We start from the raw sequence: 19,722 nt of genomic DNA, 5'->3' as shown, positions 1-19,722 counted from the left end.
GCGGGTGTCCGGTCACGGCGTGCGGATACGGGAAGCGGACTCATCCCTGGCGCCCAATGGGCCCGCTCTTCGCTCCTTGCGGTGCAATTCGGTGACACGGTGCTTGCGGACGGATTCGATCTGTCACCCTGTGGTTGTCGTAAGCGGCTCTGCGACAACCGAGCAGCGGCCGCGCCGTGGCATCCGTTTCTGCGTAGCGGGCCGACGACACCTGCAACGGATCGCGTCGGCCGGGAGGTGCGAGATCCAGTCCGAGGCCCGCACCAGCCTGCCGGGCAACCCGCTCGCGCCCTCCGCCGCACGGAAGTTCGTCCGGGCTGCCGTGGCGGGCTGGTCCGGCACCCGTCTCGTGCCCGACGGCGAGGGCTTCGCGGCCCGGCTCGCGGACGACGCCGCCCTCGTCGTCAACGAACTCGTGACCAACGCGGTCCTGCACGCGGGCACCACCGTCGAACTCCTCTGCCGCATCGATTCCACCGGTCGTCACGGTGCCGGCGCCTTCGTCGTCGAGGTCTCCGACCACCGCCCCTCGCGGGTGGTGCGCAACGAACCGCAGCACCAGGACAGGAACGCCGCGCCGGAGTACGGGCACGGCCTCCACCTCGTGGCCGAGCTCGTTGAAAGCTGGGGCGTCACCTACCGCGCCGGCCTCAAGACCGTCTGGGCCGCCCTGCCTCTGGAGGACCACGAGCAGCACGGCGCGAGCGGCGGACAGGCCGTCGACCCGGCGCCCCTCGCCTCCCATGGCGCGCTCCGGCGTGGCCTGCGCGCCGCCGAGATCCTCTCTCCGCTGCCCCGTCGACCGCTGCACGACGACGATCCCGAATGGGTGAACCGGGGCGCACTGTCCTTTCTCGCGGAGGCGTCGGACCTGCTGGCCGGACAGTTCGACCAGGACATGGTGGTCGCGCTGGCCGCACAGCTGCTGGTTCCGCGGCTCGCCGACTGGTGTGCCGTATGGCTCGACGCGGAGGGCGGCGGTCCGGCGGCGCAGCCGCGGCTGGCCCGCGTCTGGCACGCGCGTGCCGCGTGCATGGAGGAACTGCGTGCCCATCTGGAGAAGGAACCGCCGCAGGTGCCGGAGTCCGCGGGCGGCGGCCCCGTGCCGCTGCCGTGGCCGGGGGCAGCGGCACGGGGTGCCCCGCGGAGGGGTTTCGGCGGGACGGGTGCCGTGCTCGCGTGCCGGATGGTGGTGGGCGGGCGGCGGGTCGGAGTCCTGATGCTGGGGAGGGCCGGCCTGCACCGCGTCCCCGACGAGGTGACGGGGCTGATCGAGGACTTCGTGCGGCGGGTGGCGCTCGCCGTCGGGGCGGCCCGCCGGTACACCCAGCAGGCCACCATCTCCCGCGTCCTCCAGCGGGCCCTGTTGCCCAGCAGGGTCGCCGAGATTCCCGGCCTGACGAGCGCGCTCGTCTACGAGCCGCGGGGCGAAGGGCTGGCCGGCGGGGACTTCTACGACATCTTCCCCACGAGGGACGGCCGCTGGTGCTTCGCGCTCGGCGACGTGCAGGGCAACGGCCCGGAGGCGGCGGTGGTCACCGGTCTGGTGCGGCCGTGGCTGCGGCTGCTTGCCCGCGAGGGCTACCAGGTGTCGGAGGTGCTGGACAGGCTCAACCGGCTGCTCCTCGACGACGCGACGGAGTCCGCCGACGCCGCGGCCCGGCTGGTCGCGTCGGCGGGCGGGCAGGACCTGCCCGACGGCCCGCAGGCACGCTTTCTGTCGATGCTGTTCGGCGAGCTGGAACCGTTGTCCGGGGCCGAGGGCGGAGGGGTGCGGTGCACGGTTTCCAGCGCCGGCCACCCGCTGCCGCTGGTGCTGCGGCCCGACGGTGAGGTACGGGCCGCGGGGCAGCCCGGGGTACTGCTCGGGGTGCTGGACGACGCGTCGTACGGGAGCGAGACGTTCGTACTGCGGCCGGGGGAGGCGCTGCTATGCGTCACGGACGGGGTGACGGAGCGCCGGTGCGGACGGGTGATGTTCGACGACGGGGAAGGGCTGGCGGCCGCGCTGGCGCAGTGCGCGGGGCTGTCCGCGCAGGGGGTGGCGGACAGGATCAAGCAGATGGTGCACGGGTTCGCGCCGGAGCCGCCGGACGACGACCTGGCGCTGCTGGTGCTGCGGGCGGAGTAGAGCGGGCGGGAGAGCTGTCCGCAGGGCGGACAATGGGGGCATGCCTTCTGTACTGCCTGACGGTGAGCCCATGCCCGAGGACGGGGCGCTGCCTCCCGACGCGTTGCGTGGGGCGGGGGAGCGGCCGCTCGGGTTCTATCTGCACGTGCCGTACTGCGCCACCCGGTGCGGGTACTGCGACTTCAACACGTACACGGCGACCGAGCTGCGCGGCTCGGGCGGCGCTCTCGCGTCCCGCGACAACTACGCGGCGACCCTGGAGGAGGAGGTGCGCCTGGCACGCAAGGTGCTGGGGGACGACCCCCGGCCGGTGCGGACGGTGTTCGTGGGCGGGGGCACGCCCACCCTGCTGCCCGCGGCCGATCTTGTACGGATGTTGGGGGCCGTCCGGGAGGAGTTCGGCCTCGCGGACGACTGCGAGGTCACCACGGAGGCCAATCCGGAGTCGGTGGATCCGGCATATCTGTCGGAGCTGCGTGAGGGCGGCTTCAACCGGGTCTCCTTCGGCATGCAGAGCGCCCGCCCGCACGTGCTGAAGATCCTGGACCGCACCCACACCCCGGGACGGCCAGAGGCGTGCGTGGCCGAGGCGCGGGCCGCCGGGTTCGACCACGTGAACCTGGACCTGATCTACGGCACCCCGGGGGAGTCCGACGCCGACTGGCAGGCATCGCTGGACGCGGCGATCGGCGCGGGCCCCGATCATGTGAGTGCGTACGCGCTGATCGTCGAGGAGGGCACTCAGCTCGCCCGGCGGATCCGCCGCGGCGAGGTCCCGATGACCGACGACGACGTGCACGCGGACCGGTACCTGATGACGGAGACGGCGTTGTCCGGGGCCGGGTACTCCTGGTACGAGGTGTCCAACTGGGCCACGTCCGACGCCGGGCGCTGTCTGCACAACGAGCTGTACTGGCGGGGCGCCGACTGGTGGGGCGCCGGGCCCGGCGCGCACAGTCACGTCGGCGGAGTGCGGTGGTGGAACGTCAAGCATCCGGGCGCCTACGCGCAGGCGCTGGGCGACGGCCGCTCGCCGGGAGCCGGCCGCGAGGTGCTGTCCTCGGAGGACCGGCGCGTCGAGCGGATCCTGCTGGAGCTGCGCCTGGTGGAGGGCTGCGAGCTGTCGCTGCTCAAGCCCGCGGGACTGGTCGCCGCCGAGCAGGCGGTAAGGGGCGGTCTCCTGGAGGCCGGTGCTTACGCACAGGGGCGCGCGGTGCTCACCCTGCGCGGGCGGTTGCTGGCGGACGCGGTGGTGCGGGACCTGGTCGACTGACCGGGCGGGATCCGGGCGGTGCGGGAGCCTGTCGACGACCGCGGCGGGACCCGCGGGGCCGGCGGTGCGCGGCCGGGCGACCGCGCACCGGGGCGCCTCCTGCGTCCCCGGGCCCAGGGACGATCCTCAGTCCTCCGGTGCCGTGACGAAGTCGATCAGTTCCTCGACCCGGCCGAGCAGCTCCGGCTGGAGGTCCTTGTACGAGCGGACCCTTCCCAGGATGTGCTGCCAGGCGGCGCCCGTGTTCTCGGGCCAGCCCAGCGCCCGGCACACACCCGTCTTCCAGTCCTGGCCGCGCGGAACGGACGGCCATGCGGGAATCCCGACGGAGGACGGTTTCACCGCCTCCCACACGTCGATGTACGGGTGGCCGACGACCAGCACGTTCGCGTCCGTCACCTGGGCGGCGATGCGTGACTCCTTGGAGCCCGGCACCAGGTGGTCGACGAGGACGCCCAGCCGTGCGTCCGGCCCGGGTCCGAACCCGGCGACCACGGACGGCAGGTCGTCGATGCCCTCCAGGTACTCCACGACGACGCCCTCGACGCGAAGGTCGTCGCCCCAGACCCGCTCCACCAGCTCCGCGTCGTGCCGGCCCTCCACGTAGATGCGGCCCGCCCGCGCCACGCGCGCGCGTGCCTGCGCGACGGCCACCGATCCCGAGGCGGTACGGGTGGGACGCACCGCGGCCGCCCCCGCGGACGGCCGCACCAGCGTCACCGGCCTGCCCTCGTGGAGGAAGCCCGCGGGGACCATCGGGAACACCCGGTGCTTGCCGAAGCGGTCCTCCAGGGTGACCGTCGGCCCTTCCGCGGTCTTCTCGGTGCGGATCACGGCGCCGCAGAAACCCGTCGACACCTCCTCGATCACCATGTCGTACTCGGCGGGAACCTCGGGCACGGGCTTCGACTTCTTCCACGGCGGCGTGAAGTCCGGACTGTAGCTGCGCATGCGTCAGACGCTACGACACGCGCGGCGACACCGATCAGGAGACCCGGAACCGGCGTGCCAGCGCGTCGCGTTGGGCCCGTACGAACGCGGCGTCCACGACCGCCCCGTGCCCCGGCACGTACAGGGCGCTCTCGCCGCCCAGGGCGAGCAGCCGGTCCAGGGCCTGCGGCCACCGCCCGGCCACCGCGTCGGGGCCCGCCTGCGGCTCCCCGGACTCCTCCACCAGGTCACCGCAGAAGACGATCCCGGGGCCGCCCGCGGGATCCGGCACGAGGGCCACCAGGTCGTGGCCGCTGTGTGCCGGGCCCAGGTTGGCGAGCAGGACGGTGCGTCCACCGCCCAGGTCCACGGTGCGTTCGCCGGAGACCGGGTGGTGCGGGGCGGCCAGCAGCTCCGCCGCTTCGGTGGCGGCGCCCGGCTCGACCCCCTGGCGCACCGCGTCCTGGGTGAGCGACTCGCGCTGCGAGGTGAGCAGGGCGTCCATGTCGGCGGCGGCGTAGACCTCCGCGCCCGCGAAGGCTCCCGTGCCCAGGACGTGGTCGAAATGGGGGTGGCTGAGAGCGATGTGCGTCACTCTGCGGCCGAGCAGCGTCTGGGCCTGTGTGCGGATCTCGGCGCCTTCGCGCAGGGTCGACCCGGTGTCGTACAGGAGCGCCCCGTGGGCGCCCGCCACCAGCCCGGCCGTGGCGTCCCAGCCCGGCAGGCGGCGTCTGCCGACCCCCGGCGCGAGACGTTCCCAGCCTGCCTTTCCGTCGAGCTCTTCCCAGCGCAAGTCCATACCGTGACGCTAGCGTGAGCCGCCGCCCTTGCCCGGGGCGCACCCCGCCGCCGTACACTGGCCCGGGGAATCTGGCACTCACCTGCGAGGAGTGCCAAGCAGGTCCCCAGGGAAGAAGCCCCACATTCACCTGGGAACATCACGGCTTGGAGGTGTGCGCGATGCTCAGTGAACGCAGACTCGAAGTCCTGCGCGCCATCGTCCAGGACTATGTCGGCACGGAGGAGCCGGTCGGTTCCAAGGCCCTCACCGAGCGGCACCAGCTCGGCGTCTCCCCGGCCACCGTCCGTAACGACATGGCAGCCCTGGAGGACGAGGGTTTCATCGCACAGCCGCACACCAGCGCGGGGCGCATCCCCACCGACAAGGGTTACCGGCTTTTCGTCGACCGGCTGGCCGGGGTCAAGCCCCTGTCGACGCCGGAGCGGCGTGCCATCCAGAATTTCCTGGACGCGTCCGTCGACCTGGACGACGTCGTCGCCCGTACGGTCCGGCTGCTCGCGCAGTTGACCCGTCAGGTCGCGGTCGTCCAGTACCCGTCGCTGACGCGTTCCACGGTGCGGCACGTGGAGCTGCTGTCCCTGGCGCCCGCCCGGCTGATGCTGGTGCTGATCACCGACACCGGCCGGGTCGAACAGCGCATGGTCGACTGTCCGGCACCGTTCGGCGAGACGTCGCTGGCCGATCTGCGGGCCCGGCTCAACAGCCGCATCGTGGGCCGTCGCTTCGCCGACGTGCCGCAGTTGGTGCAGGAACTTCCCGAGTCGTTCGAGCCGGAGGACAGGGGAACCGTTTCGACGGTTCTGGCGACTCTGCTGGAAACACTCGTCGAGGAGACCGAGGAACGGCTGATGATCGGCGGTACCGCCAATCTCACCCGCGTCGGTCACGACTTCCCGCTCACCATCCGCCCCGTGCTGGAGGCGCTGGAGGAGCAGGTCGTTCTGCTGAAGCTGCTCGGCGAGGCAACGGAGTCCGGCATGACCGTACGTATCGGTCATGAGAATGCTCACGAAGGACTCAGTTCTACGTCCGTGGTCGCAGTCGGCTACGGTTCGGGCGACGAGGCAGTCGCCAAACTAGGCGTGGTCGGACCGACCCGCATGGACTACCCCGGAACGATGGGAGCGGTACGCGCAGTGGCACGTTACGTCGGACAGATCCTGGCGGAGTCGTAAGTGGCCACCGACTACTACGCCGTACTCGGCGTGCGCCGCGACGCGTCCCAGGACGAAATCAAGAAGGCGTTCAGGCGTCTTGCGCGTGAGCTTCACCCGGACGTGAACCCGGACCCGAAGACTCAGGAGCGCTTCAAAGAGATCAACGCCGCCTACGAGGTGTTGTCCGACCCGCAGAAGAAGCAGGTCTACGACCTCGGGGGCGATCCGCTGTCCCAGGCGGGCGGCGGAGCCGGCGGCTTCGGTCAGGGCGGCTTCGGGAACTTCTCCGACATCATGGACGCCTTCTTCGGCACGGCCTCCCAGCGCGGCCCGCGCTCGCGGACCCGCCGTGGCCAGGACGCCATGATCCGCCTGGAGATCGACCTCAACGAGGCGGCCTTCGGCACCACCAAGGAGATCCAGGTCGACACCGCCGTCGTCTGCACGACGTGCAGCGGCGAGGGTGCGGCTCCGGGTACGGCCGCGCAGACCTGCGACATGTGCCGCGGGCGCGGTGAGGTCTCGCAGGTCACCCGTTCCTTCCTGGGGCAGGTCATGACCTCGCGGCCCTGCCCGCAGTGCCAGGGCTTCGGCACGGTGGTACCGACGCCGTGTCCGGAGTGCGCCGGTGACGGCCGCGTGCGGTCGCGTCGCACGCTCACGGTGAAGATCCCGGCGGGTGTCGACAACGGCACCCGGATCCAGCTCGCGGGCGAGGGCGAGGTCGGCCCGGGCGGCGGCCCCGCGGGCGACCTGTACGTGGAGATCCACGAGCAGCCGCACGAGACGTTCCAGCGGCGCGGCGACGATCTGCACTGCACGGTGACCATCCCGATGACGGCGGGCGCGCTCGGCACCAAGGTGCCGCTGGAGACGCTCGACGGGGTGGTGGACATCGACATCCGTCCGGGCACCCAGTCGGGCCAGTCGGTGCCGTTGCACGGCCGCGGCGTCACACACCTGCGGGGTGGCGGCCGGGGCGACCTGATCGTGCACGTCGAGGTGCTGACGCCTTCCAAGCTGGACCCGCAGCAGGAGGACCTGCTGCGCCAGCTCGCGAAACTGCGCGGCGAGGAACGGCCCACGGGGCAGTTCCAGCCCGGGCAGCAGGGGTTGTTCTCCCGGTTGAAGGATGCGTTCAACGGGCGGTGAGGCGGTCCCTGGCTGGGGGTTCGGGGGTCGTCCCCCGGGGGTTGGGTGTCAGCCCGGGCAGCAGGGGTTGTTCTCCCGGTTGAAGGATGCGTTCAACGGGCGGTGAGGGACTTGCCCGACGCCGAGGTCATCCTTCGGCGGTCGCCGAAGTCTGTTCGTACGGGGCGGGGCCGGACCTGCTGGTCCGGCCCCGCCCCGGTTCGATTCGGCGCCCCGGCCCGGCCGTGAAACGATGCGGGCATGTCTGTTGAGTCCAGGGTGGTTCCCGCGCTGGGAGAGCTGTGCCGGCGCGGCATCGTTCAGGCGCCGATGGCCGGCGGGGTCTCCCGTCCCGAGCTGGCCGGTGCCGTGTCCGATGCGGGCGGCCTCGGGTTCCTCGCCGCCGGGTACAAGACCGCCGACGGGATGTACGAGGAGATCAAGCAGCTGCGTGCGCTGACCTCCAAGCCCTTCGGGGTCAACCTCTTCCTGCCGCAGCCCGCCGCCGATCCGGCTGCCCTGGACCTGTACCGGCAGCAGCTCGCCAGTGAGAGCGCCTGGTACGAGACGCCGATCGACGAGCGGCAGGACGCGCACGGCACCGACGACGGCTACGAGGCCAAACTCGCGCTCCTCGTCGACGACCCGGTGCCCGTGGTGTCGTTCACCTTCGGCTGCCCGTCGCGGGACGAACTCGACGCCCTCGCGCACGTCCGTACGTACACCGTCGTCACCGTCACCACACCGGAGGAGGCGCAGGCTGCCGAGTGGGCCGGCGCGGACGCGGTCTGTGTGCAGGGCATCGAGGCGGGCGGGCACCAGGGCACGCACAAGGACGACCCGCAGACCGACGGCAGCGGCGGAATCGGTCTGCTGGCGCTCGTGACGCAGGTCCGCGAGACCGTGCAACTGCCGGTGATCGCCGCCGGGGGGCTGATGCGGGGGGCGCAGATCGCCGCCGTACGGGCCGCGGGGGCGGACGCCGCACAGCTGGGGACGGCGTTCCTGGCGTGCCCGGAGTCCGGCGCGCACGCGATGCACAAGCAGGCGCTGAAGAACCCGCTGTTCGTACGGACGGAACTCACCCGCGCGTTCTCCGGGCGGCCCGCGCGCGGACTGGTCAACCGGTTCATGCGCGAGCACGGCCCGTACGCCCCCTCCGCCTACCCGGAGGTTCACTACATGACCGCCGGCCTGCGCCGGGCCGCGGCCCGCGTCGGTGACGCGCAGGGCATGGCGCTGTGGGCGGGACAGGGGCACCGGCTGGCGCGGGACCTGCCCGCGGGGCGGCTCGTACAGGTGCTGGGCGCGGAAGCGGACTCGGCGTGGACGGAAATGGCGTTGAGGAGGTCGACGTCGTGACGGCGCCGGTGTTCGTGGTGGAGAGCGTGCCGCAGGGCGGGGAGTACGTCCTGGACGGCCCGGAGGGACGCCACGCGGTGTCCGTACGGCGTCTGACGGCGGGCGAGGTCGTCGTGCTGACCGACGGGGCGGGAAGCGGCGCAGAGGGCGTCGTCGTCGCCGCCGAGGGCAAGGACCGGCTGGTGGTGAAGGTCACCGGGACGGTCGTCGAGGAGGAGCCGCGGCCGCGGATCACCGTGGTGCAGGCGCTTCCCAAGGGCGACCGGGGCGAGCTGGCCGTCGAGACGATGACCGAGACCGGGGTCGACGCCGTCGTGCCGTGGCAGGCGGCGCGCTGCATCACACAGTGGAAGGGCGACCGGGGGGCCAAGTCGCTCGCCAAGTGGCGGGCCACCGCACGCGAGGCGGGGAAGCAGTCGCGGCGGCTCCGGTTTCCGCGGGTCGCGGACGCGATGAGCACCAGGCAGGTGGGCGCGCTGCTGGCCGCCGCCGACTTCGCGGCCGTACTGCACGAGGACCGGGACGCGGACAGCGGTGCGCTGGCGCTGGCGCCGTTGCCGGCCGAGGGTGACATCGTGCTGGTCGTCGGACCCGAGGGGGGCGTGTCGCCGCAGGAGCTGGCGGTCTTCGCCGAGGCGGGTGCGCAACCGTACCGCCTGGGCCGCAGTGTGCTGCGTACGTCCACGGCGGGCACGGCGGCGACCGCCCTGCTGCTGGGGCGCACCGGGCGGTGGTCCTGAACCGCCGGGCCCCGGGCCCGGGGCTGAGGGACCGGGCACGTCCGCAGGGAAGCGGAGTGCGTCCTCGTCGAAGGAGAGCGTCATGGAACTCGCACAGGTCCGGCTGCTGGTCTCGGACTTCGCCGCTTGTTATCGCTTCTACGGGGAAGTGCTGGGGCTGAAGCCGCAGTCGGGCTTCGCCGACGGACCGTACGAAAAGTTCTCGCCGTCCACCGGGTCGGCGGGGATCGCCCTGCAGGACCGGGCCGCGATGGCCGAACTGCTGGGGGAGCTGTCCCGGGAGCCCGCCGGGCACAGGTCGCTCGTCGTGCTGCGGGTCGATGACCTGGACCGGTACTGCGAGGAGATCACGGGGCGGGGCGCGGTACTGGTGCACGGACCGGCCCCGCTGACGGAGCGCATGCGTGTCGCCCACCTCAAGGACCCCGAGGGCAACCTGGTGGAACTCCAGGAGTGGCTTCTGCTGGGCGGCTGAAATCCGCCTGTTCGATCCCGGCGGCCGGTGGGAGGCTGCCCCTCATGGGGGCAACCGGACGCATACGGCACAGGCGCACCCTCGCGGCACTCGGCGTGGCCGGTGCGATGGTCGCGGGGGTGACGGCGTGCGAGCCGGGCGGCGGGGGCGGTTTGGGCTCCTTCGCCGTCGCGCTCACCACCGACCGGACCGGTACCGCAGCCCTGGAGCGGGCCGGTGTCGACGTCGCCTGGCTGTCCTGTACGTCTACGGTGGGTGAGCGGGGCCGTGTCTCCACCGGGCCGGATCCCGGCCCCCGCCCCTCGGTGGTCACCCCCCGCCCTGGCGCGCGCGAGGTCGCCACCGTCGTCTGCGAGGGGCAGACCGGGAACGGCCGCGAGATACGCATCAACGGCAAGGTCACCGACGAACGTGACGGGCGCTGCGTAAGAGGTGACCTGACGGCGAAGGTGGCGGACCGCACCGTGTTCCGGGTCAGCGTGCTGGGCGACTGCGACGCCCGCACCGTCGGGCCCACTTCACGGCCTACCCAGCGACCGCCGCAGCCCACCCGTGAACCCCCGCCGCAGCCCACTCCGAGCCCGCAGCCGACCCGGGACCCGGCGCCCTCCCGCGACCCCGCCCCCACCGTCACGGTCACCGTGACCGCCGACCCGCGCCCGGACCCGCCGCCCCACCCCGCACCCACCCGCGACCCGGAACCCACATGCAGTTGTCCGCCGGAGAAGTGAGCCGGTCCCGTCCCGGTAAGCACGGCATCGCCGGCCCGCACCGTTCCCCGGACCGCCGCCCCGGCGCGCATACCTACGTGCTCCCCGCCGACGGAATTAGGTGTACGGATCTCCGGTCCCCGCAGGCGCGCGAGGGCCCCGGGCGCGGTCAGAGTGGGCGCATGGCTCCCGCATACCGTTTCCCCACGCCCCGCACCCCCCACGGCCCGGGCCTCGGCAGCCTCCTCGAACTGCTCGCCGAGACCCGTCTGGTGACCCTCACGGGACCCGCCGGAGTCGGCAAGTCGCACCTCGCCGCCCGCCTCGCGGAGACCGTCACGGACCTCCCCGTCCACCACTGCGACCTCTCCGACTGCGCGGACGCCGCTCTCGTCCCGCAGACCGTCGCCGCCGCCCTGCACGCCGGGACCGCCCCCGGCAGCGGCACCGACCCCATGGAAGCGGTGCTGCGTCTGCTCGCGGGCCGGCGCGGACTGCTCGTCCTGGACACCTGCGAACGCGTGCGGGCCGGCTGCGCCTACCTGGTCGGCAGACTGCACGACTCCTGCCCCGGCCTGCAGATCCTGCTCACCAGCCGCACCCCGATCGGTGTGCCCGGCGAGCAGCGGGTCCCGCTGCACCCCCTGTCGCGGGAGCACACCGTCGAACTGCTGCGCGAGAAAGCCGCGATGCAGGGCGTCGATCTGCCGGTCTTCTGGACCCGGCTGCTGGCCGAACGCCTCGACGGCGACCCGCTGAGCGTGCTCCTCGCCGCCCGCACCCTCGGCAGGGCGACGACACCGCAGCAGCTGTACGGCAGCCTGTGCGAACCGGGGGCGCGGTTCGGGGTGCTGATACACGGCCCGCAGCGGCCCGCCCGGCACCGCACCCTCCTGCGGTCGATCGCATGGAGCCACGACCTGTGCGGGCGGGCGGAACGCCTGCTGTGGGCGCGGCTGTCCGCGTTCACCGGCAGCTTCACCGCCGAGCAGGTGCGCACTGTCTTCGCGAGCGACGAGGAACTGGCCGCGCTCGTCGACGCCTCGGTGGTGCTGGCGGAGGACGACGGCAGCTACCGGCTGCCGCTGGCGCACCGCGAGTACGGGCAGCTCCTGCTCGCGGAACCGGGAAAGCTCTAGCGGGTACGGGCGCGGGGGGCGGCCTCTTCGCCGCGGCCGAGGCCGCGGCGGACCGTACGGACCCTCCCCTGGCCCGGTGCGCACTCACGCCGGGCACGACCTGGCCCCGCACCGCCCCCAGTCTCTGCCGCGGCGGCCGGGCGGGGCGCCGACGGATAGCATGCGCCCGTACGCGATCACTTCCGTCCGGTGTGCGAGCACCGCTGTCGGGAGCACGTCCACGGGTGCGCGAGGCACCCTCACGAGGAGGCCCTCCATGGCAGGGGAACAGCAGGCGGACTGCCTGTTCTGCAAGATCGTCGCGGGGGAGATCCCGGCCACGATCGTCCGCGAGACCGACACGACCGTCGCGTTCCGTGACATCAACCCGCACGCCCCCACCCACGTCCTGGTCATCCCCAAGGCGCACTACCCGGACGCAGCCTCGCTGGCCGCCGCGGAGCCCGGGGTGGCCGCCGACGTGCTGCGTGAGGCGGGACAGGTCGCCATCGACGAGAAGATCGTGGACAGCGGCTACCGCCTCGTTCTCAACACCGGTTCGGGCGCGGGCCAGACCGTCTTCCACGCGCACGCCCACGTGCTGGGCGGCCGCGGCCTCAACTGGCCGCCCGGCTAGACGGCCGGCACCCCCGTCCCGGCCGTCCGGGCCCCGTACAGACCCCCGCCGGCCCCGACGGGCCCCGCCTCCAAGGACGACAGGAACGCTGCCATGTCCCCCCGCGAACTGGTGGTCCTCGGCACCGCCAGCCAGGTCCCCACCCGCCACCGCAACCACAACGGCTACTTCCTGCGCTGGGGCTCCGAAGGGTTCCTGTTCGACCCGGGCGAGGGGACCCAGCGCCAGATGCTCCGGGCCGGGATCGCCGCGCACGACATCCACCGCCTGTGTGTCACCCACTTCCACGGCGACCACTCACTGGGACTTGCGGGGGTTATCCAGCGGATCAACCTCGACCGGGTCCCGCACCCGGTCACCGCGCACTATCCGGCGAGCGGGCAGCACTTCTTCGAGCGGCTGCGGTACGCCACCGCCTACCGCGAGACGGTACGGCTCACCGAGGCCCCGGTGACCGCGGACGGCACCCTGGCGACGACCGCCTCGTACACCCTCGAAACACGGAAGCTGTCGCACCCCGTCGAGTCGTACGGCTACCGGATCGTTGAACCGGACAGCCGCCGGATGCTCCCCGGACGGCTCGCCGCACACGGAATCAAGGGGCCCGACGTCGGACGGCTCCAGCGCGACGGCGCACTGCACGGCGTCACCCTCGCGCAGGTCAGCGAGCACCGTCCGGGACAGCGCTTCGCGTTCGTCATGGACACCCGCCTGTGCGAGGGGGTGCACGCCCTCGCACAGGACTGCGACCTGCTCGTCATCGAGTCGACGTTCCTCGACGAGGACGTCCGGCTCGCGACCGACCACGGCCATCTGACGGCGGGACAGGCGGCGACGGTGGCACGCGACGCGGGCGTACGGCACCTCGTGCTGACGCACTTCTCGCAGCGCTACAGCGACCCCGCCCAGTTCGAGCGGCAGGCCCGCGCCGCGGGGTACGAGGGCGAACTGACCGTGGCGTCCGACCTGGCCCGGGTGCCCCTGCCCGCACGGCGGACCTGAGCACGGCCGCCTCCGGCCCCGTACGACGACACCAGGCACCCCCGCGGCACCCCGTTCCCCCGTTCCCTCGTGCGGACCCCCGGTCCCTCTCGCGGGCCGTGCCGCCCGGAGCACCCTGCCTGCTTCGCGGCGCGCCCGTCACGCCCCGTTCGCACGGGATCCGCCTCCGGGGGCGGATCGTGCACACTGGCCTGCATCCGCACCACACCACGGGAGCGCACGGTGAGCACGCACACAGTGACCGCTGGCCACGACGGAGCCGACGGCCGCCACGGAGGACCGGAAAGCGGCGGACAGCACGGCGCGGGCGGCCCGCACCGCGGCCACGGCCGGCACAGCCACCGCAGGGACGACAGCGGCTCCGCCGGACAGCTCGACCCGCTGGACGGCCTGCGCACCCCCGACGGGCCCTGCTGCGATGTGTTCCTCACCGGCACGGTCTTCCTCGACATCATCTTCACGGGCCTCGACAGCGCTCCCGTGCGCGGCACCGAGTCCTGGGCCCGCGGCATGGGCTCCAGCCCCGGCGGTGTCGCCAACATGGCCACCGCCCTCGCCCGCCTCGGCCTGCGCACCTCCCTCGCGGCGGCGTTCGGCGACGACCACTACGGCGAGTACTGCTGGGACGCCCTGGCCCACGGCGAGGGCATCGACCTGGGCATGTCCCACACCGTCCCGGGCTGGCACTCCCCGGTCACCGTCTCCATGGCCTACGAGGGCGAGCGCACCATGGTGTCGCACGGCCACGAGGCCCCGCCGCCCGGCGGCCCCGACCCGTTCCCGTACTGCCCGCCACGCGCGCGTGCCGCCATCGCCTCCCTCGCCCCGGGCCAGCGGCAGCAGTGGGTGGAGTCCGCCGCCCGCAACGGTGCCCGCGTCTTCGCGGACGTCGGCTGGGACGACACCGGCCGCTGGGACCTGGCGTCGCTCGCCGGTCTGGAGCACTGCGAGGCCTTCCTCCCCAACGCGGAGGAAGCCATGCGCTACACCCGCACCGACTGCCCCCGCCGGGCCGCCCGCAAGCTCGCCGACAGAGTTCCCCTCTCCGTCGTCACCCTGGGCGCGGAGGGCGCGTACGCGGTGGACGGCGGCAGCGGCGAGACCGCCGAGGTCCCCGCCATCGCCGTCGAGGCCCTCGACCCGACGGGCGCCGGTGACGTGTTCGTCGCCGGGTTCGTCACCGGGACCCTCGCGGACTGGCCGCTCGCCGACCGGCTCGCCTTCGCCGGGCTGACCGCCGCACTCTCCGTACAGGAGTTCGGCGGGTCGCTGTCCGCGCCCGGCTGGGCGGAGATCGGCGCGTGGTGGCAGCAGGTCCAGGGGTTCGACGCCCAGGACCAGGAGGCGCTGCGGCGGTACGCCTTCCTGGACGCCCTGCTGCCCGCCGACGCCCGCCCCTGGCCGTTGCGCAGGGCGGTTCCGACGATCGGATTCAAGGCGTGAACGGCCGCCCGCCGACGCGGCAACCCCGCGGGCCGGCTCTCCGTACGCGGCAGGTCCGCCCGAAAAATGGCCGCGCGTACGACGTCCGCCTGCGAAAAGCCCGCACGTAGAGGCCTGTACGGAAAAGCCCGCGGGCAAAACCCCTCGGTGTTGTCAGCGGCGGGTCGTACGCTTGGTGCCAGAGGTTGTCGAGCAGCGAGAACCCTGCAACGGGAGGTATGTGCAGGCCACAGTGCCGGCCCATGACTCAGTCACCCACACAGCAGCCGCAGGCCCGCGCCGAGTTCAAGATCCCCGCCACTCACCCCATGGTGATGGTGCTCGGATCCGGCGACTCCCTGCTGCGCGTGATCGAAAAGGCTTTCCCGGCGGCCGACATCCACGTCCGGGGCAATGAGATCGTCGCAACCGGGGAGAGCGCGGAAGTCGCCCTCATCCAGCGGCTGTTCGATCAGATGATGCTGGTGCTCCGCACCGGGCAGCCGATGACGGAGGACGCAGTGGAACGCTCGATCGCCATGCTCAGGGCGAACGGCAACGGCAATGGCGGCAGCCACGGCGCGGCGGTCGCCGAGACCCCCGCCGAGGTGCTCACGCAGAACATCCTCTCCAACCGCGGCCGCACCATCCGCCCCAAGACGCTCAACCAGAAGCGCTACGTCGACGCCATCGACAAGAACACCGTCGTTTTCGGCATCGGCCCCGCCGGTACCGGCAAGACGTACCTCGCCATGGCGAAGGCGGTGCAGGCCCTCCAGTCCAAGCAGGTCGACCGGATCATCCTGACCCGCCCCGCCGTCGAGGCCGGTGAGCGTCTCGGCTTCCTGCCGGGCACCCTCTTCGACAAGATCGACCCGTATCTGCGCCCGCTCTACGACGCGCTGCACGACATGATGGACCCCGAGACGATCCCGCGGCTGATGGCCGCCGGGACGATCGAGGTGGCCCCCCTGGCGTACATGCGCGGCCGCACACTGAACAGTGCGTTCGTCGTCCTGGACGAGGCGCAGAACACCAGCACCGAGCAGATGAAGATGTTCCTCACCCGCCTCGGTTTCGACTCGAAGATCGTCATCACCGGTGACGTCACCCAGGTCGACCTGCCGAACGGCACGAAGAGCGGTCTGCGTCAGGTGCAGGAGATCCTCGGCGACCTCCCCGACATCCACTTCTCCCGGCTCACGTCGGAGGATGTCGTCCGGCACAAGCTCGTCGGCCGTATCGTCGACGCGTACGAGCAGTACGAAAGCCGCACCGGGGCCCAGCACGGGCAGGGCGGCCGGACCGGGAAGTAGAGCCACAGCGCACCATGTCGATCGACGTCAACAACGAGTCCGGAACCGAGGTCGACGAGCAGGCGATCCTCGACATCGCCCGCTACGCCCTCGCGCGGATGCGCATCCACCCGCTCTCCGAACTGTCGGTGATCGTCGTGGACGCCGACGCCATGGAGCAGCTGCACATCCAGTGGATGGACCTCCCCGGCCCCACCGATGTCATGTCCTTCCCGATGGACGAGCTGCGGCCGCCGACGAAGGACGCCGAGGAGCCCCCGCAGGGGCTCCTCGGTGACATCGTGCTCTGCCCGGAGGTGGCCGAACAGCAGGGCAAGGACGCCCCCACCGAGCACTCCATGGACGAGGAGCTCCAGCTGCTCACCGTGCACGGGGTGCTGCACCTCCTCGGTTACGACCACGAGGTGCCCGAGGAGAAGACCGAGATGTTCGGCCTCCAGGCCGCCATCGTCGACGGCTGGCGGGCGGAGAAGGGCCTCACCGGTCCGTCCCCGGCGCCGACCGTCTCATGAGCGCCCAACTCGTCCTCGGCGCCGTCGCACTGGTCGTCGTGGCGTGGCTGGCCGCGTGCGCGGAGGCCGGTCTGGCCCGGGTCTCCACCTTCCGCGCGGAGGAGGCGGTACGGGCCGGCAAACGCGGCAGCGCGAAGCTGGCACAGGTCGCCGCCGACCCCACCCGCTACCTGAACGTGGCACTGCTGGTGCGCGTCGCCTGCGAAATGGCGGCGGGCGCCCTCGTCACGTACGGCTTCCTGGAAGTCTTCGACAAGACCTGGCAGGCGCTGCTCGTCGCCATCGCCGTGATGGTCCTCGTCAGCTACGTCGCGGTGGGGGTGTCGCCGCGGACCATCGGCCGTCAGCACCCGTTGAACACGGCGACGGCTTCGGCGTACGTGCTGCTGCCGCTGGCGCGGATCATGGGTCCCGTTCCGCAGCTGCTGATTCTGATCGGTAACGCCCTGACGCCCGGAAAGGGTTTCCGCAAGGGGCCCTTCGCGAGCGAGGCGGAACTGCGGGCGATGGTCGACCTCGCCGAGCAGGAGTCGCTCATCGAGGACGACGAGCGGCGCATGGTCCACTCCGTCTTCGAGCTGGGCGACACCCTGGTGCGCGAGGTGATGGTGCCCCGCACGGACCTCGTCTCCATCGAACGGTTCAAGACGGTCCGTCAGGCACTGACGCTGGCGCTCCGGTCCGGGTTCTCGCGGATCCCGGTGACCGGCGAGAACGAGGACGACGTCGTCGGGGTCGTCTACCTGAAGGACCTGGTGCGCAAGACGCACGTCAACAGGGACTCCGAGTCCGATCTGGTGTCGACGGCGATGCGTCCGGCGGTTTTCGTTCCGGACACCAAGAACGCCGGTGACCTGCTGCGGGAAATGCAGCAGGAACGCAATCACGTGGCGGTGGTGATCGACGAGTACGGCGGCACGGCCGGAATCGTGACGATCGAGGACATCCTGGAGGAGATCGTCGGCGAGATCACCGACGAGTACGACCGGGAGGTCCCCCAGGTGGAGGAGCTGGGAGAGGGCCGCTTCCGGGTCACCGCACGACTGGACATCGACGACCTCGGGGAGCTCTACGGGCTCGACGAGTTCGACGACGAGGACGTCGAGACGGTGGGCGGACTGCTGGCGAAGGCGCTGGGCCGCGTGCCCATCGCGGGCGCCTCGGCGCGGGTGGACCTGCCGGACGGGCGGCGGGTGCGGCTGACCGCGGAGTCGCCCGCGGGACGCCGGAACAAGATCGTGACCGTGCTGGCGGAGGAGGAGACCGCGCCGGAGCACACGGAGGACTGAGAGGCCGCCGGGCTCCGGGGAGACGCGTCCGAGGAACGCCGGGTCGATAATGCGGGGATGACTCCTGAACGGCTTCGTGCGCTGTGCCTCGACTTCAACGGAGCCGTCGAGGAGTTCCCCTTCACTCCGCAGACGTCCGTTTACAAAGTGGCGGGCCGGATGTTCGCGCTGAGCGCGCTCGATTCCGTGCCGCTCGGCGTGAACCTCAAGTGCGATCCGGAGCAGGCGGTGCGGCTGCGGGCCCAGTACGAGGCGATCGCTCCCGGCTGGCACATGAACAAGCGGCACTGGAACACCGTCACCCTCGACGGCACGGTCCCCGACCGGCTGGTGCGCGAACTGATCGAGGACTCGTACGACCTGGTGGTGGCGGGCCTGCCGAGGGCGGTCCGCCTGACGCTGGACCGCCCCTGACCGGTGTACGGCCGCCGCCCGCCGCAGAGGACCACGGCCGTCGCCGAGGCCGAGAAGGCCGGAGCCGGCGGCCAGGACGGCAAGAAGGCCCGACCCGGACGAGCGGCCGGACCACGGTGCTTCCTATGCTCGGGGGCATGACCACTTCCCCGTCCTCCGAGGACCCCCAGGCCGCCCCTCTCGAACCCGAGGACCAGAAACTCCTCACCCTCGCGCGCAGCACCCGGGCCCGCAACGGGGTGCCGGAGGGTGCCGCCGTCCGCGACGAGACCGGGCGGACGTACGTCGCGGGGACCGTCGCCCTCGACTCGCTGCGGCTGAGCGCCCTGCAGACGGCCGTCGCGATGGCCGTCGCGAGCGGGGCCGCTTCGCTGGAGGCGGCGGCCGTCGTCACCGCGTCCCCGGAGCCCGCCGACGCCGATCTCGCGGCGGTACGTGACCTGGGCGGACCGGGCACTCCCGTCCTGCTGGCGGGGCCGGACGCGGTGGTCAGGACGCGCGTCGAGGTGTGAACCGGGATCGGGGCACACTCCGGGGTCCCGGGGCGCCCCGGATGCCCGGCGTTCCGCAACGAGGGCGTGTCCCTCGCGCGGAAGCGCGGCGCGGCGGCAGGGGCATGCAGCAGGCCCCGGGTGTGAGGCAGCGCACAGAGGGCCGCGGCGGGGGCCGGGCGACCCCCGGCCGGTCCGCACGGCCGGGCCCGTTCCTGGCCGCGTGACGCCTGCGGCAGGACCTTCGGCCCGGGTCCTCCGGCCCGGCGGAGGAGGACCCGGGGGCGGGGCCAAGGTCCCGTCCCCTCCTCCCGAAGGTCCGTGGATCGGGCCCGGCCGCGCTGGGAGTGTGGAAGCACGCCGGACGGGGCAGCAAGCGAAGCCCCGGCCCGGCGGACCACGTCCCCCCAGAGTTAGGCCACCGCGTGTTCTCCTCCCTGATCCGCACCACCGCCGCCCGCCGCATCACCGGTTCCGTCGTGACGGCCGGCGCCGCCGCGGCCATGATCCTCACCGGTACGGGCAGCGCCTCCGCGGCCTCCGGCGCCAACTGGCCGGCGGTCGCGGCGTGCGAGTCGGGCGGCAACTGGGCCATCAACACCGGCAACGGCTACTACGGCGGCCTCCAGTTCACCCAGCAGACCTGGTCCGCCTTCGGCGGCACCGCCCACGCGCCGAGCGCCCACCAGGCGAGCCAGGCCGCGCAGATCGCCGTCGCCGAGAAGGTCCTGGCGGCGCAGGGTCCCGGCGCCTGGGGCTCCTGCGGCGCGAAGGCCGGCCTGTCCTGACCTCCCGGCGGACCGGGCCTGT

19 protein-coding genes and 1 pseudogene are annotated in these 19,722 nt (G+C 72.4%); 18 read left to right on the top strand and 2 right to left on the bottom strand.

Annotated elements, in window-relative coordinates; all coding sequences use genetic code 11:
* Positions 1 to 211: 211 nt before the first annotated feature.
* Together HNQ79_RS02650 and hemW are read left to right on the top strand one after the other, a co-directional pair.
* On the top strand, positions 212 to 2,131 hold the full coding sequence (locus HNQ79_RS02650) for an ATP-binding SpoIIE family protein phosphatase (protein WP_229923178.1): 1,920 nt from the start codon (positions 212 to 214) through the stop codon (positions 2,129 to 2,131).
* Between the two features lie 40 nt (positions 2,132 to 2,171).
* Positions 2,172 to 3,404: a radical SAM family heme chaperone HemW gene (hemW, locus tag HNQ79_RS02645; protein WP_185026338.1), complete on the top strand. Its 1,233-nt coding sequence runs from the start codon at positions 2,172 to 2,174 to the stop codon at positions 3,402 to 3,404.
* A gap of 126 nt (positions 3,405 to 3,530) precedes the next feature.
* Here hemW and HNQ79_RS02640 read toward each other — a convergent pair whose 3' ends face one another.
* Positions 3,531 to 4,355: a DUF3097 domain-containing protein gene (locus HNQ79_RS02640; RefSeq protein ID WP_185026336.1), complete on the bottom strand. Its 825-nt coding sequence runs from the start codon at positions 4,353 to 4,355 to the stop codon at positions 3,531 to 3,533.
* 34 nt (positions 4,356 to 4,389) lie between these two features.
* Positions 4,390 to 5,133: an MBL fold metallo-hydrolase gene (locus HNQ79_RS02635; RefSeq protein WP_185026334.1), complete on the bottom strand. Its 744-nt coding sequence runs from the start codon at positions 5,131 to 5,133 to the stop codon at positions 4,390 to 4,392.
* 161 nt (positions 5,134 to 5,294) lie between these two features.
* Between HNQ79_RS02635 and hrcA the strand changes: the two genes are divergently transcribed.
* The 16 genes and pseudogenes from hrcA to HNQ79_RS02555 all read left to right on the top strand — a co-directional run.
* Positions 5,295 to 6,311, top strand: a complete 1,017-nt coding sequence (gene hrcA, locus HNQ79_RS02630) for a heat-inducible transcriptional repressor HrcA (RefSeq protein ID WP_185026332.1) — start codon at positions 5,295 to 5,297, stop codon at positions 6,309 to 6,311.
* Positions 6,312 to 7,445 (top strand): molecular chaperone DnaJ, encoded by a 1,134-nt coding sequence (gene dnaJ / locus HNQ79_RS02625; protein ID WP_185026330.1) that lies wholly within the window; start codon positions 6,312 to 6,314, stop codon positions 7,443 to 7,445.
* Positions 7,446 to 7,685: 240 nt separating this feature from the next.
* Positions 7,686 to 8,786, top strand: coding sequence for a nitronate monooxygenase (locus HNQ79_RS02620; RefSeq protein WP_221507180.1), 1,101 nt, complete (start codon positions 7,686 to 7,688; stop codon positions 8,784 to 8,786).
* Positions 8,783 to 9,526: a 16S rRNA (uracil(1498)-N(3))-methyltransferase gene (locus tag HNQ79_RS02615; RefSeq protein ID WP_185026328.1), complete on the top strand. Its 744-nt coding sequence runs from the start codon at positions 8,783 to 8,785 to the stop codon at positions 9,524 to 9,526. The genes HNQ79_RS02620 and HNQ79_RS02615 overlap by 4 nt, the downstream gene beginning before the upstream one ends.
* Positions 9,527 to 9,608: 82 nt before the next feature.
* Positions 9,609 to 10,001 (top strand): VOC family protein, encoded by a 393-nt coding sequence (locus HNQ79_RS02610; RefSeq protein ID WP_185026325.1) that lies wholly within the window; start codon positions 9,609 to 9,611, stop codon positions 9,999 to 10,001.
* A 44-nt stretch (positions 10,002 to 10,045) separates the two neighbouring features.
* Positions 10,046 to 10,732, top strand: coding sequence for a hypothetical protein (locus HNQ79_RS02605; protein ID WP_185026323.1), 687 nt, complete (start codon positions 10,046 to 10,048; stop codon positions 10,730 to 10,732).
* A gap of 161 nt (positions 10,733 to 10,893) precedes the next feature.
* On the top strand, positions 10,894 to 11,850 hold the full coding sequence (locus HNQ79_RS02600) for an ATP-binding protein (protein WP_185026321.1): 957 nt from the start codon (positions 10,894 to 10,896) through the stop codon (positions 11,848 to 11,850).
* A 256-nt stretch (positions 11,851 to 12,106) separates the two neighbouring features.
* Positions 12,107 to 12,466, top strand: a complete 360-nt coding sequence (locus tag HNQ79_RS02595) for a histidine triad nucleotide-binding protein (protein WP_185026319.1) — start codon at positions 12,107 to 12,109, stop codon at positions 12,464 to 12,466.
* A gap of 93 nt (positions 12,467 to 12,559) precedes the next feature.
* Positions 12,560 to 13,468, top strand: coding sequence for a ribonuclease Z (locus tag HNQ79_RS02590; RefSeq protein WP_185026317.1), 909 nt, complete (start codon positions 12,560 to 12,562; stop codon positions 13,466 to 13,468).
* Between the two features lie 381 nt (positions 13,469 to 13,849).
* A complete protein-coding gene (locus tag HNQ79_RS02585) occupies positions 13,850 to 14,911 on the top strand; it encodes a carbohydrate kinase family protein (RefSeq protein WP_185026600.1) in 1,062 nt (353 codons plus the stop codon).
* 242 nt (positions 14,912 to 15,153) lie between these two features.
* A complete protein-coding gene (locus HNQ79_RS02580; RefSeq protein WP_185026315.1) occupies positions 15,154 to 16,206 on the top strand; it encodes a PhoH family protein in 1,053 nt (350 codons plus the stop codon).
* A 14-nt stretch (positions 16,207 to 16,220) separates the two neighbouring features.
* Positions 16,221 to 16,718 (top strand): rRNA maturation RNase YbeY, encoded by a 498-nt coding sequence (ybeY, locus tag HNQ79_RS02575; RefSeq protein WP_185026313.1) that lies wholly within the window; start codon positions 16,221 to 16,223, stop codon positions 16,716 to 16,718.
* On the top strand, positions 16,715 to 18,007 hold the full coding sequence (locus HNQ79_RS02570) for a hemolysin family protein (protein ID WP_185026311.1): 1,293 nt from the start codon (positions 16,715 to 16,717) through the stop codon (positions 18,005 to 18,007). Before ybeY ends, HNQ79_RS02570 begins: the two co-directional genes overlap by 4 nt.
* Before the next feature lie 57 nt (positions 18,008 to 18,064).
* A complete protein-coding gene (locus HNQ79_RS02565) occupies positions 18,065 to 18,421 on the top strand; it encodes an MmcQ/YjbR family DNA-binding protein (protein WP_185026309.1) in 357 nt (118 codons plus the stop codon).
* A 125-nt stretch (positions 18,422 to 18,546) separates the two neighbouring features.
* The gene (locus HNQ79_RS02560) at positions 18,547 to 18,933 is read left to right on the top strand and encodes a cytidine deaminase-like protein (RefSeq protein WP_373312412.1); all 387 of its coding nucleotides are present in this window, start codon (positions 18,547 to 18,549) and stop codon (positions 18,931 to 18,933) included.
* Between the two features lie 404 nt (positions 18,934 to 19,337).
* A pseudogene (locus HNQ79_RS02555) lies at positions 19,338 to 19,697 on the top strand (transglycosylase family protein); the annotation flags it as partial.
* Positions 19,698 to 19,722: the final 25 nt, after the last annotated feature.

The organism is Streptomyces candidus, assembly GCF_014207445.1.
Lineage (GTDB): Bacteria > Actinomycetota > Actinomycetes > Streptomycetales > Streptomycetaceae > Streptomyces > Streptomyces candidus.
Note: the sequence above shows the minus strand (reverse complement) of the source record. Positions and strands in the feature narration are given on the sequence as shown.